Origin of the sequence: cf. Phormidesmis sp. LEGE 11477, from assembly GCF_015207105.1 — a bacterium.
Taxonomy (GTDB): domain Bacteria; phylum Cyanobacteriota; class Cyanobacteriia; order Phormidesmidales; family Phormidesmidaceae; genus Phormidesmis.
The window spans coordinates 23,098-36,600 of sequence record NZ_JADEXO010000058.1 but is presented as its reverse complement, the minus strand read 5'-3'; the positions used below and the strand labels follow the sequence as shown (position 1 = coordinate 36,600).

Genomic DNA, 13,503 nt, shown 5'->3' with positions numbered 1-13,503 from the left:
CGAGAGCTCTCCAAAGAAAGGGTGTTTACGTTGAATGTGACTCGCCGAAAGAAGAGGAAGAAGCCAACATTGTCAACGGGTTAAACTTAGTGTCGTACAGTAGGGCATAACCTCTCGTCGCGCGACACCTCCCCCAAACCCCCCGAAGAAGAGACTTCAGGTGAGAAAGGTATGGGGGTCGCTCTGTGCTTTCTTTGATTGCGATGGCCAAACTGACTTGCCGTAGGCTGAGCGGAGTCGAAGCCGCCTTTAAAAATCTAGGTTGTCTGGGGTGCGGGGGAAGGGGATGACGTCGCGGATGTTGCTCATGCCGGTCATAAACTGGACTAGTCGCTCGAAGCCTAGGCCAAATCCGGCATGGGGTACGGTGCCGTAGCGGCGCAGATCTAAATACCACCAGTAGTCTTCTTTGGGGAGACCTGCTTCTGTGATGCGGCGCTCTAGTACGTCTAGGCGTTCTTCTCTTTGGGCACCGCCAATGATCTCGCCGATGCGGGGGGCGAGTACGTCCATGGCAGCGACGGTTTTGTTGTCGTCGTTTAAGCGCATGTAGAAGGCTTTGATTTCGGCGGGATAGTCGGTGACGATGACGGGCTTTTTGAAGAGTTCTTCGGCGAGATAGCGCTCGTGCTCGGATTGCAGATCGATCCCCCATTCGACTGGGAATTCAAAGGTTTTATCGCTGTTTTTGATGGCGCGCTCTAGTAGGGCGATCGCGTCTGTATAGGTAACGCGCTCGAAGTCGTTATCGATAATATTCTCGGCGGTTTCGAGGACAGTTTTTTCGATGCGCTGATTGAAGAAGGCCATGTCGTCCGCGCAGTTTTCCATGACGTAGCTGAAGACGTGTTTCAAAAAGGCTTCTGCTAGATCCATGTTGCCTTCTAGGTTGCAGAAGGCCATTTCGGGTTCGACCATCCAAAATTCGGCTAGGTGGCGAGCGGTGTTGGAGTTCTCGGCTCGAAAGGTAGGGCCAAAGGTGTAGACGTTGCTAAAGGCCATGGACATGATTTCGGCTTCGAGCTGGCCGCTGACGGTGAGGTAGGCAGGTCTGCCAAAAAAATCCTGGCTGTAGTCGGCTTTACCGCTTTCGCTCTGGGGAATGCTATCGAGATTGAAGCGGGTAACGGTAAACATCTCGCCAGCACCTTCGCAGTCGCTGGCGGTCAAAATCGGGGTGTGCATCCAAAGGAAGTCGCGTTTCCAAAAGAATTCATGGATGGCGATCGCACAGGCGTTGCGAACGCGAAAGACTGCGCCCAGGGTATTGGTACGGCTACGCAGGTGACCGATAGTACGCAAGAACTCAAAGGAGTGACGCTTTTTTTGCAGCGGATAGGTTTCGCCGTCTGATTCGCCAAAAACCTCAATGTCGCTCGCTTGTAGTTCTACGCTTTGGCCCTTGCCAGGGGACTCGGCCAAAGTGCCCGTAATCTGAACCGAAGCCCCTGTGCTGACGCGCTCCATGTGGGTTTCGTAGCCTGGAATATCTTCAGACGCAATTACCTGAAGGCCGTTCATAGAAGAGCCATCATTGACTTCTATAAAAGTGAATTTCTTAGCGCTGCGTTTGGTTCTTACCCAGCCTTGAATTGTGAGGGTCTCACCCGGCTGACCCGACTTGAGGATGTGCTTGATGCGCTGGGAATTAGTCATAGCAGGGACAGCAGCTTCGCTTATTTAACTTTTCTAATGGGTTTGTGCTTACTATTCTATGCCTTCAAGACTCTATGCCTTCAAGCCTACTGTCTAGAATTTCTGTCTGCTCTAGCCAAATACCTAACGCGAATCTCTCGCGAATCTCTATGGCGCACTAACCGACTAAATCACCTAACCATAGATGTAAAAACCAGCCGATGACGATGCCTAAGCCAACAAAGCGAACAACTTGCCAGAAGGGTTCTTGCATCTGTCGCCAGGAAAGTAGGTGGCTTTCTAAAGTGACTTTGAGCGCTTCTATTCGATCTTGCATATGAGCGAGATCTTCGGCGGGTAGGCTGCTTAGGTCGCTGGTGGTGAGCTTTTCGTATTTGGCTTTGGCCCGGCGGATGGCAAAGAAGCGATCGCGCAGCAGCAAAAAATCATCGGCTGTCTGCTTGAGGTCTTTCTCGAAGCTAGCGAACTCTTCATCACTAGGCAAATGAGGTGCTCTGGTAGAAGCTTTTCTAGATAATTTCATATATGCTGCAAAGAATAGAAGGACGTTACTGCCATAGAACGATGACCACTTCCAGCCACTCCTCTAACCGATCTACTCATCAGGCCCCTGCCCAGGCCCCTAAGCGAGCTACCGATCAAGCCACCGTCAAGAAGACGACCGAGGCCACCACCAAAGCGGCTGTTGACAAAGCGCTTACCCACCGCGAATCTATCCGCGAAAGCCGTGCCCTACTTCAATCTTTCAGCGCCGAAGCCTTAGCTCAGGCGCTAGCTGAGAAGCTTGCTGTCTCAAACCACGACTGGCATAGGCTCAGCGCTAATCGTAATATCCGCGCTAGAGAGCAGGCCGCTGCCGCCATAGTATACATGCTCAAAGACATGCCTGAAGAAGCCCTGCCCCGACTGACACAGGCCGTCGGCTGGCTAGACAAAACGCTCAAGGCCCCTCCTTGCCCTACGCACGGAGAGCGCAAACGCACCGCTAGCTCTATGCCTACTGCCGCTAGCTCTATGCCTACTACAGACTCTGAACCGACGCCGCAGACCACCGCTGCCACCACAGCTCAATTCGCCTCAAAAAAAGAGCCGGGCTAGCAAATACAATCCAAGCTAAAGAGGGCTCGATTTGCTTAGCGAGCTGAACCTCCTTGCCATCATTGCTCCAGCGAACCTGGTCAAATACCTGATGCAAGATATAGAGGCCCCGTCCGCAATCGCTAATCATCTGAGCATCTAGCAGATAGCTGTCGTCACCAGCCGGACAAGGACAAGTGACAGGCTCTTCAAAGCCCTTGCCCTGGTCGGACACAATCCACCAGTAATAGCCGTCAGCTTTGGCGTAGCGCACTGACACAACCTTTTCAGGGTCTAGCTGATTACCATGCTTGGCCGCGTTTACTAGTGCTTCTTGTAGCCCCAGCCGCAGCTCGTCATGCAGTAACCCAGGCATAGGTGCTAGTAGCGCATCTAGGATAGGACGAAGGTACAAAGTTGAAGAAAAACTCAGGCTGTCCCACCGCTTTACAGTACAGAAGTCATCGCTGGAAACAGCAGCAGAGCGATCGCTGGCAGGTTTTTTCTTAGAAGATGGTGCAGTGTAACGCACTGAAGCAACTCTCCTACAGGCTTGAAAACTACGTTAGGCTTAAAAATTTAGGCTTAAAACTACGTTAAAAACGGTTTGTGTAGTTAGAACGGTTTATGCGGCCAAAACGGTCCATATAAGGTTAGAACGGTCATTCAAATCGATCAGCCATTGAATGGGCGACTGATTTATCAGCTATCAGCTCCTCTAGTCACTGAGTCACTGAGTCTAGTCATTAAGTCGTTTAGGCAATTGCCCTTGGCTGACTAGCTATCAACTGTATTATTAAACACAACCGCTTTTTGGAAATTTCTACAACAAGCTTTATTTTAATCATTCTTGATATGATCATAGTCTATCAGAATATTTAACTAGGCGGCGAAAACGTGAGAAATATTTGCGTTCGGTTCTGTACCTAAAAAGATAAAAAGCTTAATCAAAGATACGTCTTGATCTGCTTTTCGTCAGGAAATTAATTGTCTGTATGTAAGAGCAATTTTAGCTAGGCTCAGCCTATTAGAGAGGGTCTTCTGGCAGCGTTCGGAAGCCAGAGAAAATTTTTATAAGCCTTTTAGATCAAGGGCCACAGGCGCTAAATAACAACCTGACAATCCAAATTGAAGTTCAAAACTGGATCAAAGAAAGAATCTCATCTCTGTTCGTATAAACACGCAAACAAGTATTTTCTTTGAAACTTTTTAAGCGAATATCCTGTGTATATTTATCTATTTCAACAACTCATCAACTGACATAGATATTATGTCAATCCGTAGGTAGTTTGTTCCCTTCTTCTCTCCTCGTAGGGCAACGAAGAAAGACACAATAATAATAGAAGAGAGACAAGATACTTGCTTTGAACCTTTTCCCCGATCGCGTGGGCTGTTTTGCTAGAGCGGCATAGTATTAATGAATGGCATCGGGTCGACTACCCAGATACCTGATGACTTTTAGCCGTTTCAGCCACTAGATCAAATTGATCGGCTGCGAGCGTTTGCAGCGCGGCTCTGGCATCTGGATGCTGAGCGAAGTGTCCTAGAGCCTGGGCCAAGCGGTGTCGAACCTGCCAATCATCGCTGCCTACGTAGGGTAGCAGCAGTGGAATAGCGCGTTCGTCTTGCAGTTCGCCGAGCGCACCTATAGCCGATACTGATACGAGCGAATTTCCTTCGGATAAGGCAGTTTGAAGGAGATCAAAAGCGCGGGGATCGCCCATTTCTCCAAGGCAGGCGACGACACTCATTTTGACTAGCCACTCGGGTGTGTTTTGGTACAGCGTCTGCAAATCGGTGAAGGCTTCGGTGAGCTTGAGCGCCCCGAGGGAGTCGGCGGCGGCAGCCTGTACGTCTGGTTCAGGATCGGCGATCGCAGTTCGGAGCAGATTCAAGGCAGCGTCAGGATCTTGAGCCCCTAAAGTAGAGATCTGGCTGACAGCGGCGTAGCGAACGCGGGTATTGCTGTCTTGGCAAAGAGGTTGAATCAGCTTGAAGGCGGTAGCTGGCTCGATGTTACGTAGCAGATTGATCCCTTTGATGCGATCGCCAAAGTTCTCTGAATTGAGCATGGATTGAATTTGCTCAGGCGTAGGGGCAGAAGACATGGCTCGCAAAGTAAATGTATGTTTAGCTACTTCTTTAAGCATAAAGGACTAGCTAGCTTAAGAGGCTAAATGATTTGGGTGTTGTAATGTGGGCGTTGTAATTTCGGCGGTGCTGCCCATCGCCTTGGTGGCGCTGTGTGGTGTTTGGGTAGGGCGAGCTTTCTCGCTCGATATCAAAACGCTCACTCGCCTGAATATATATGTGTTGCTACCGGCCTTGGTCTTGACGGGCGTCTACGGCAGCAGTCTAGAGATCGGCGTTGCAGCGCGGATTGTGGCGGGCTTCTTGTTGAACTGTGGGGTGCTGTATGGCGTGGCGATCGCACTCAGCAAAAAGCTCCAACTGCCTACCGATACTCAAAAAAGCTTAGTCGCCACCACTCTGCTTGCTAATACAGGCAACATCGGTCTGCCCTTTATTCTTTTTGCCCTTGGAGAAGCCGCCTTAGAGAGGGCAATTATCTACTTAGTTGCATCAGCAATATTTATCACCAGCGTCGGCCCTACTTTTTTAAAGGGCCAGGGTATTAGAGCCGGGCTGAAGATCACTTTCAACCTACCTGTCTTTTGGGCCACGCTAGCTGGGATCGGATTACAAATCTCTATGTGGAAAGTGCCGCTAGCGATCGATAGAGGCTTAGAACTGATGGCAGAGGCCGCTATCCCCGTCGCACTGTTGATCCTAGGAATCCAGCTCTCGCGTATACCTTTAAAGATTGGCCTGTACGAACTGATTGCTACCGCGCTACGGCTTGTTGTTTCACCACTGAGTGCCTATGGCATTGGTCAATTATTGAGGCTTGAAGGAATAGATTTGGCGGTTCTAGTAATGCAGGCATCCATGCCAGTTGCGGTCAATACCTTGATCTGGGTGACAGAATTTGGCGGCGATACCGCTCGCGTAGCTAGGACAATTGTTTTATCGACCCTCTTAAGCTTTGCTACTTTGCCAGTAGTGTTGTGGCTCGTTGTGCGATAGGAACACCCACCATCCGATCGAAAAACTGAAAAAACCTGAGGCTAGCAGTCAGTTTTCTAGAGTATGTTCACTGTGGAAGTAGGGCCTATTCACCGGGCAGCACAGTACAAGGTGCCGCTAAAATCTGCTCTCCGGTCTGGTAGATATACAGGCCGATATCACCGTTGTAATTGGTAATGGCGTACTCATAGAATTCGTCTCCCTGTAGCTGAGTAAAGCTATAGCGAATACCGCTGGTGGGCTCTTTAATCAGCAGCGGCGCATTCAGATTGGGATCGAGATCGTCGTAAACAATATTACCTGTCAGCTTTAGGCCCTGAGCGCTGTAGGCTATTTTGTCAGCAGCGGGGCGGCTGAGCTGAACTTCGTACAGACCATCCGCGCACTCATAGCTAGCACTCCAACCAACGGTCGGTAGCTGACTATAAAATTCCTCGCTAGTCGGCGTGTAGCTCTGCTCAAAAGGCGGTTCTGGAATATTCTCTGCCCCATCTACACACTCATCTGGGACGCCATCTCCATCAAAATCAATCTGAGATTCGTTGTTCAGCCCATCGCCATCGCAGTCGACTAGCGACTCTATTAATTCGCCGCGTCCACCTGCAGTTTTATTCCGTATCCTCTCAAGACTCAACGCCTCAGAAGCCGAAGGCACTGACAGAGGAAGAGATAGCAGCGCTGCCATGATAACGAGCGGAGAACAAGACTTTAGCGTACGAACGAGTTGCATTATTTCTGTAGGAAAGTGCCGATAGGAAACGTTGAGAGAGATGCCAGGGAATATCGCGCAAATACTGATGTTGAGACCATTGACATTTTTGAATGCTTACCCACGCGAGCGTACGGACGCACACTCGAAAAGGCCACGACTACGCATACTTGCATATCCCTTAGCCTGCTGCGATCAATGATTTCACTAGTTATCAATGTAGCGAGTCAATTAGCCAGCGCTGCAGATAGGTGGTCACCTTCCCAACTGTACAGCGATCGCGGCTTGGCTGATTGTACGGTTCATTTCTTCGAGCGCTAAAGCAATTCACGCTAAAGGTGCGATCGCCTGCGGCTGTTTCCTAACCCATAAAGTTGTCACAAAAGGGTTAAATCTTCACAATTTACGCAGATTTGACCTTTATTCTAGTAACTGTAGCGGTCTTTGAAGATTATGCAATATATCTACTACTTCGCTAACACTAGCTTGGTTCTACGTCTTTTGACCTATCTGTCTAAGCAGGCACCCATTTGCTTAGACTCGGCTACGGTGATTTACCTAATAGACAGATGGGTGGTCAGAATAAAGCTAAAAAATTGTCTTCGTCCGCCACAGAATCAAGACTTTCTAGCCTTTCTAAATGAAAATGGAACTCCCTTCAGCCTGACGTCTAGATTGGCGGATGCACTAGAGAGCCTAGACTCTGGCAGTAGCATTGCTGAGGTGATGAAGCGATATCACCTAGTGGTCATCTCTCATGGGGGAGTTAAGCCTGCTGATCTAACAGAGTTTCGATCTACGTTTGTGAAGGGGCTGGGCTATTGCCCACCTAGCTTGGTGTAGGCTGACAGGTGGGACAGTAGTAGATTCGACGGCTGCTGACCATTTCTTTGACGATGGGCGTAGCGCAGACGTAGCAGGGCCGATCGACCCGGCCAAAAACCCAATAGCGATAGTCTCGGTAGCTCAGTCCCTTAGCCTTTAGCTGATTGGCCAAATCAAGATCGTTGGTCACCCCTTTGTATTTGTAGGATTGATACGCGATCGCGATAGAAGCCTCTGCCAGATTAAATAGCTGTTCGTCGGTGCAGTCCATCGGTCGTAGCTGCGGATTGAGCCTAGCCACGAATAAGATTTCGCTACGCAAATAGTTGCCAATACCCGCTAAGAAATGCTGATCCAAATAAAGCGATGAGAGGCGGCGGCGGTGGTGCTTTTTGGTGCGTAGTAAGGCTTGCAAGTCCGCTGGTTTGAGCCCTTTTTTGAGTACGTCTGGCCCCAGTTTGCTCAAAAAAGGATGGTTCTCTATCTCTGATTGACTGCTCAAAATTTGAATGTCTGAGGCGCTGTAGAGCAGGGCTGATTTCTTGGCATTGTGAATAGCAAACCGAAGCTGCCGATTGGTCTGGGGAAAATCGTAGGCTTTGCGGATCATCCACTTGCCATAGAGCTGATTGTGAGTGTATACGCTCAGCCCATTGTCGAAGTGGGTCAGCATCGCCTTGCCGCGCGTCTCGACCGCAGTCACTCGGCAACCGGACAAGTCTGATTCGAAGGGCTTTAGATGATCAAAGGCAAAGAAAACTTCGGTAGTGGGATGGGGGCGGATGGCGCGCTGGATTTTGTCGGCGGCGATGCGGATTTCTGGGCCTTCAGGCATAGAAGAGAAGGATGAATGATAAACGATAAGTAATGAAGTAGAAAGTCGGGTGGGTGGTTAAGGTATGCGATGCAAAAGATTACGAAAGGGTGAGAGAGCGGTATCTGGGATGGGGTGTTGCGGTATCGTGATCATAGGTTAATTCACGGTTACATTGCTTTAGATAGCGCTCTTTTTCATATGACATCAGCCAATCTTTCGGCAGCGAATCCTTCTTCTCGACCCCACGCCAAGGCCAGACCCCTCAAACCGGGTGCGGCTAAGCCTGCGAAAGAGCGCTGCAGTGAGTGCGGTCTTTGTGATACCGCTTATATTCACTATGTGAAAGATGCCTGCGCGTTCTTAAACCAGCAGATAAGCTCTTTGGAGACAAAGAGTCATGGTCGCGATCGCAACCTAGATGATGACGATGAGCTGTATTTTGGCGTGCAGCAGCAGATGGTCGCAGCTCGAAAGCTAGAGCCGATTGAAGGAGCGCAGTGGACAGGAATTGTCAGCACGCTGGCAATTGAGATGCTAAATCGTGGTCTAGTCGAAGGCGTGGTCTGCGTACAAAATACGGAAGACGATCGGTTTCAGCCGATGCCAGTAATTGCAAGATCGCCAGAAGATATCCTAGCGGCCAGGGTGAACAAGCCGACGCTATCGCCCAATTTGTCTGTACTCGATCAGGTTGAGCGCTCCGGTATGAAACGAGTACTGGTGATTGGAGTAGGCTGCCAGATCCAGGCACTGCGAGCTGTGCAAGACAAGATTGGCTTAGAAAAGCTCTATGTGCTGGGTATGCCATGTGTGGACAATGTAACCCGCGCAGGTTTGCAAAAGTTTCTAGATACGACGAGCCGGTCACCGGAGACTGTGGTGGCCTATGAGTTTATGCAAGATTTCCAAGTGCATTTTAAGCACGAGGACGGCTCGGAAGAGAAAGTGCCTTTCTTTGGCCTCAAGACCAACAAGCTCAAAGATGTGTTTGCGCCCTCTTGCATGAGCTGCTTTGACTATACGAATTCGCTAGCAGATATTGTTGTGGGCTATATGGGTGCGCCCTTTGGCTGGCAGTGGATTGTGGTACGAAACGAAACGGGCGCAGAGATGTTTGATCTGCTAGAAGGGCTGATTGAGACGCAGCCAGTGATGAGCAGTGGCGATCGCACCCAGGCCGTCCAAAATAGCATCCCTGCCTACGACAAAGGTGTCACCCTACCGATGTGGGCAGCCAAACTGATGGGCGTTGTGATCGAAAGAATTGGCCCCAAAGGGCTAGAATACGCCCGCTTCTCAATCGACTCGCACTTCACCCGCAACTACCTATATACCCGCCGCAATCACCCTGAGAAGCTAGCAGGTCATGTACCCGAATTTGCCAAGCGCATTGTCGGCCAGTACAAGCTACCTGAGAAGTAGCTGCGCTTTAGAAAGGTTAGAATAAGAAGCCCCATATGATGCCATCGAACATGGCTAGAGGCTTTGCACCTGAGATTGTCCACTTCGATGCAACAGGGCTGCGTGTTAATAACCTGCTGGAGCGATTGCAAACTCATGAAGCAGCGATGCTCGGGTTCGTAAATTGGTAGCAGCTCAATTTATGATGTGATTGCCCTGACCGCTAAGCCAGTATGTGTTTATTGTAAATGTTCTACATGCTACATTGAAAATTTCTGCATTTGATTTATGGTCATATGAATCAGGCAAGTTGCTAAGAGGCGAAAGGTCAGTCGCGAAGCAACGGTGGTCCTCTTTCCAGTCTGATGGGTATGTCTAGCTTGAAGATGTTGATTCAACTATTAATTGAACTCTTCGGCATCTTCTCTTTCTCTATCCACAAGCTAATTCCTCTCAATGGACTATCACTACCGTTCGGTTGCCGATCTCAACAGCTGCATTGTTAAAAACATCAGTAGAAACCCTAAAGATATTGATTTAATTGTTGGAATACCTAGAAGTGGAATGCTTGCTGCCAGCATGTTAGCCCTTCATACCAACTCACTGTTAACAGATGTCGAAGGATTTATAGCCGGTCGGCTGTTTGAAACCGGGCGCAGGCTGAGAGATAGAACAAAATCATTTGATGAGTGTAGAAGAGTTTTGGTTATCGACGATAGCGTGCGCTCAGGCTACTCGATCAAAGAGATTAAGTCACGTATTGACGATAGATATCCTGATAAAGAAATTCTCTACGCTGCAGTTTTTGGCCCGGGCAAGCAGAAGGGTCTAGTCGATATCTGCTATGAAGATTGTCCTACGCCTAGATTGTTCGAGTGGAATCTAATGCATCACGATGTGCTGAACGCATCCTGCGTCGATTTAGATGGCGTCCTATGTCGAGATCCCAGTCGAGAAGAAAACGACGACTCAACGAATTACATAGAATTTATTCAAACCGTAAAGCCCTATATGCGACCCACTGTCAAACTTGGCTACATTGTTACTAATCGGCTAGAGAAGTACCGGCCACAGACAGAAGCATGGCTACAGCAGAACGGTATCGAGTACGGAGAGCTCATTATGCTCAATTTGCCCAATAAGCAAGCACGAAGAGAGGCAAATTGCTACTCGACTCATAAAGCCAAGGTATATCTTGAGACTAAGAGCGCCCTGTTCATAGAAAGTAGCGAGTTACAGTCTAAGGAAATTTCTCAAATTACCGGAAAGTCAGTTTTTTGTGTTGACACTCGGCAAGTCATCAACCCCACTTTTGTGGAGCGGAATAGAGGTAGAGTCCTTAAACGCCTTAGAAAACTAAAACAGCTCAAGAAACTTAAGCTTAGTGGTACAGGGAAGTTTTGAAAGTGCTACCCTATGGGTTTTTAATCTGAGACCAAAGTAGCTAAGGCTGGGCAATCCAAGAGAAGCTTATGTTCCGCAACAAAAACTGTTGCAATTCACACCTGCCTGCGCTTCTATCGCTCTTCAATGACTAAAGGAAACCGTAAAAAAGAACGTGAGTTCGACAGTCAGTAGGCTTGAGGCAGAGCCCATCGGTCAAAATCAGGCAGTTGTAAGGACGGCTTCTTCGGGTGGTACGAGTAGGAAATCAAACCAGCCAACAGGTTGACTAGAAAGTTGAAGCGACTGCGATGTCTAGAATGCTCAATCTGACAGATGTTCTAAGCTGGTCGTCGACTGACTCGATGATGGCGTGCTTACGCAAGAGAATCTTGTCTCTGAGCTTAACCAGCGTGTTCTTCATAGTCTTCTTGCGTTTGGAAATGAACGTCAAGCCACGCTCAAAGAGTTCTTCGAACAACGCCTGTAAAACATAGCCTCGGTCGCCAAACAGCTTGCCCAGGAGGTCTTTCGTCATCTCACGAATCGGCTTTCGGTCATCGGTGTTCGCAGGTGTCGGTGCCAGCGCTATGAGCTTTTGATATGACGCTCACAGTAGCAGTCGTATTCGTTCCAGAAGTCGTCGATGTCGCAGAAGAGCGTTGTTAGATCGAGGCGGTATACACTAGATATCATGGTTGGGATTGCTCTTTGTCTGATTACTTCGAGCTTATGTCCCAACCCTTTTTTCTGCACGCTTTTCTGCTATCGAACTCACGTTCTCACCGATGCGTCGCAATCAACATCAACAGAACCCACTTGAGTTCAACCGACTACTGAGCAAGTTTCGCGAACGGATTGAAGGGGTGTTCAACGAAATCCAGAATACTGGACGCCATCTAGAGCACTTACTGCGCAAGAAAGTCTCGGGCATTTGCACTCACGTCGCTGCTAAGGTTGCTAGTCATACACTGCACATTCTGTTACGAAAGCACTTTGGCATTGATGTTCTTACCTTCACGCGACACCCTATCCGAAACAGGGTTACACTCACATAAGGCGTTATTGACTCTCTTCCGCTTAAATCTGGGAAAGAAACTCATGGTATCCTTAGCAACTTTGTAGATTACAGAGGCATTCCAGAAACCGAAAGCTCCATTTAGCAGCTTGTATAGCGGAGAGCTGACGTTGAGAGCAATGAAATCTGGTCTGTAGTTTGGATCTACACGTCTTATTTGTTTTAAGACTTTTAGATACTGAGAATGTGAGAAGTGGTTCGAATAGTGCAGAAGCGTTCTAAAGTACGCCTCGGCAATAGCAGTCGCGTACTCTTGGCTACGCCTTTTCTTCTTCAGTTCTTTTTCAGCTTTTTCTGTTCGCAAAAGTTCACTTTCAATTCGCGCCTGTTTTTCTTTAGAAGATACCCTTCTTTCATTCGTATACTGGCGATAAATGGAATAGTAACCAGGCAAAAAGGAAAACTTAGCGCCGCTAAGTGCGACAGAAAGAATAAAATCGCGGTCCTGAGAACATGTGATATTGGCGTCCCAGCCTCCACTATTTGCAACCGCATCCCTAGTAAATATCGGACTTAAGGTGTGTGCTAAGCGTCTACCTGTCAGCAATGAGAACACAATGTCATCGCCTGGTAGATAGAAACGCTCATCAGAAGATTTGCCGTATACCAAAGTTCCATTAGGCAAATGCTTTTGGCTTTTCACGCTGCTAAAAACAACGTCTGCTCCAGTTTTTTCTAGCTGCTTAACCTGCTTTTCTATTCTCTCAGGCAGGATGTAGTCGTCTGCATCTAGAAATAATATATATTCACCCTTGGAAATCGAGAATCCTTTATTCCTGGCTGAATTAGAGCCCTTGTTTGGTACGCTTTCCCATCTCACTCGGTCTCCATAGCTCTTAATAATGTTTAAGGAATTATCTGTTGAGCCATCGTCAATCACTATGATTTCAACATTAGAGTAGGTTTGATTAAGGCAGCTATCGATTGCCTCCCCAATCCAGCAGTCTGCGTTAAAGCAGGGCACAACCACGGACACTAACTTTTCCATCACAGTTATCTTACAAACTAAGCATCTCTAGAATCAGGATTCTTAGCAGTTGTATCTTTCGCTACAGGTTCTATTGGTCAATCTTCTGAGTAAACACGTACACCCTTGTTTAGCCAGGTCTGGTTAAGTCCCTAGCTTTGAATAAACTGACTTTGCGTTTTTAGGACGACTACTAGCGATGCATCACATTAGAAAAATCGTAGAATTTAGACCTAGGCTCAAGCACAACAAGTTTACTCTTGTTTATTCACCTATCATTTTACCATCTGTTCGGCTGAACCAACACAACCTATCAAGTTCGAATTGCCAGACGGTTTTAGAATTTAGATGTGCAGTTAGTTGTTCGATTTGATACCAGTATTTTACATCGAGATTTTCATAAACGCCAACTATTTTGATAGAGAGTGGCACACATTTGATAGAAAGTGTCACATAAAACTTTCAGCCCATGTGCTATGGATTAGCGGTTACCTAATGCTATA

General features: G+C 48.2%; 13 protein-coding genes. 5 read left to right on the top strand and 8 right to left on the bottom strand.

The annotated features are described in order from the left end of the window. Positions 1 to 249: 249 nt before the first annotated feature. Complete coding sequence (gene asnS, locus IQ256_RS16540) at positions 250 to 1,656, bottom strand: asparagine--tRNA ligase (RefSeq protein WP_193856651.1); 1,407 nt, start codon at positions 1,654 to 1,656, stop codon at positions 250 to 252. A 157-nt stretch (positions 1,657 to 1,813) separates the two neighbouring features. Beyond that, positions 1,814 to 2,179, bottom strand: a complete 366-nt coding sequence (locus IQ256_RS16535; RefSeq protein WP_193856650.1) for a hypothetical protein — start codon at positions 2,177 to 2,179, stop codon at positions 1,814 to 1,816. Positions 2,180 to 2,220: 41 nt separating this feature from the next. Between IQ256_RS16535 and IQ256_RS30455 the strand changes: the two genes are divergently transcribed. Beyond that, entirely contained in the window at positions 2,221 to 2,754 is a 534-nt protein-coding gene (locus IQ256_RS30455) for a DUF6439 family protein (protein ID WP_370623467.1), read from the top strand. On the opposite strand, the gene IQ256_RS16525 is transcribed toward IQ256_RS30455, so the two are convergent. Together IQ256_RS16525 and nblB are read right to left on the bottom strand one after the other, a co-directional pair. Then, positions 2,678 to 3,265 (bottom strand): anti-sigma regulatory factor, encoded by a 588-nt coding sequence (locus tag IQ256_RS16525; RefSeq protein ID WP_193856649.1) that lies wholly within the window; start codon positions 3,263 to 3,265, stop codon positions 2,678 to 2,680. The genes IQ256_RS30455 and IQ256_RS16525 overlap by 77 nt on opposite strands. 904 nt (positions 3,266 to 4,169) lie before the next feature. Further along, positions 4,170 to 4,841, bottom strand: a complete 672-nt coding sequence (gene nblB / locus IQ256_RS16520; protein WP_193856648.1) for a phycobilisome degradation protein NblB — start codon at positions 4,839 to 4,841, stop codon at positions 4,170 to 4,172. Positions 4,842 to 4,929: 88 nt separating this feature from the next. On the opposite strand from nblB, the gene IQ256_RS16515 reads away from it, so the two are divergent. Then, positions 4,930 to 5,820 (top strand): AEC family transporter, encoded by an 891-nt coding sequence (locus tag IQ256_RS16515; protein ID WP_193856647.1) that lies wholly within the window; start codon positions 4,930 to 4,932, stop codon positions 5,818 to 5,820. 85 nt (positions 5,821 to 5,905) lie between these two features. On the opposite strand, the gene IQ256_RS16510 is transcribed toward IQ256_RS16515, so the two are convergent. Beyond that, positions 5,906 to 6,550: a hypothetical protein gene (locus IQ256_RS16510; RefSeq protein WP_193856646.1), complete on the bottom strand. Its 645-nt coding sequence runs from the start codon at positions 6,548 to 6,550 to the stop codon at positions 5,906 to 5,908. 432 nt (positions 6,551 to 6,982) lie between these two features. Between IQ256_RS16510 and IQ256_RS16505 the strand changes: the two genes are divergently transcribed. Next, positions 6,983 to 7,372, top strand: coding sequence for a hypothetical protein (locus IQ256_RS16505; RefSeq protein ID WP_193856645.1), 390 nt, complete (start codon positions 6,983 to 6,985; stop codon positions 7,370 to 7,372). On the opposite strand, the gene nei is transcribed toward IQ256_RS16505, so the two are convergent. After that, positions 7,359 to 8,189 carry an endonuclease VIII gene (gene nei / locus IQ256_RS16500; protein ID WP_193856644.1) on the bottom strand — a complete coding sequence of 277 codons (831 nt, stop codon included), beginning with the start codon at positions 8,187 to 8,189 and terminating at the stop codon, positions 7,359 to 7,361. The genes IQ256_RS16505 and nei overlap by 14 nt on opposite strands. A 180-nt stretch (positions 8,190 to 8,369) precedes the next feature. On the opposite strand from nei, the gene IQ256_RS16495 reads away from it, so the two are divergent. Both IQ256_RS16495 and IQ256_RS16490 read left to right on the top strand, forming a co-directional pair. Then, entirely contained in the window at positions 8,370 to 9,593 is a 1,224-nt protein-coding gene (locus tag IQ256_RS16495) for a Coenzyme F420 hydrogenase/dehydrogenase, beta subunit C-terminal domain (RefSeq protein ID WP_193856643.1), read from the top strand. 435 nt (positions 9,594 to 10,028) lie between these two features. Next, entirely contained in the window at positions 10,029 to 10,976 is a 948-nt protein-coding gene (locus IQ256_RS16490; protein WP_193856642.1) for a phosphoribosyltransferase, read from the top strand. A 268-nt stretch (positions 10,977 to 11,244) separates the two neighbouring features. On the opposite strand, the gene IQ256_RS16485 is transcribed toward IQ256_RS16490, so the two are convergent. Then, entirely contained in the window at positions 11,245 to 11,493 is a 249-nt protein-coding gene (locus IQ256_RS16485; protein ID WP_255516214.1) for a transposase, read from the bottom strand. Positions 11,494 to 11,938: 445 nt separating this feature from the next. After that, on the bottom strand, positions 11,939 to 13,021 hold the full coding sequence (locus IQ256_RS16480) for a glycosyltransferase (RefSeq protein WP_193856641.1): 1,083 nt from the start codon (positions 13,019 to 13,021) through the stop codon (positions 11,939 to 11,941). Positions 13,022 to 13,503 lie beyond the last annotated feature (482 nt).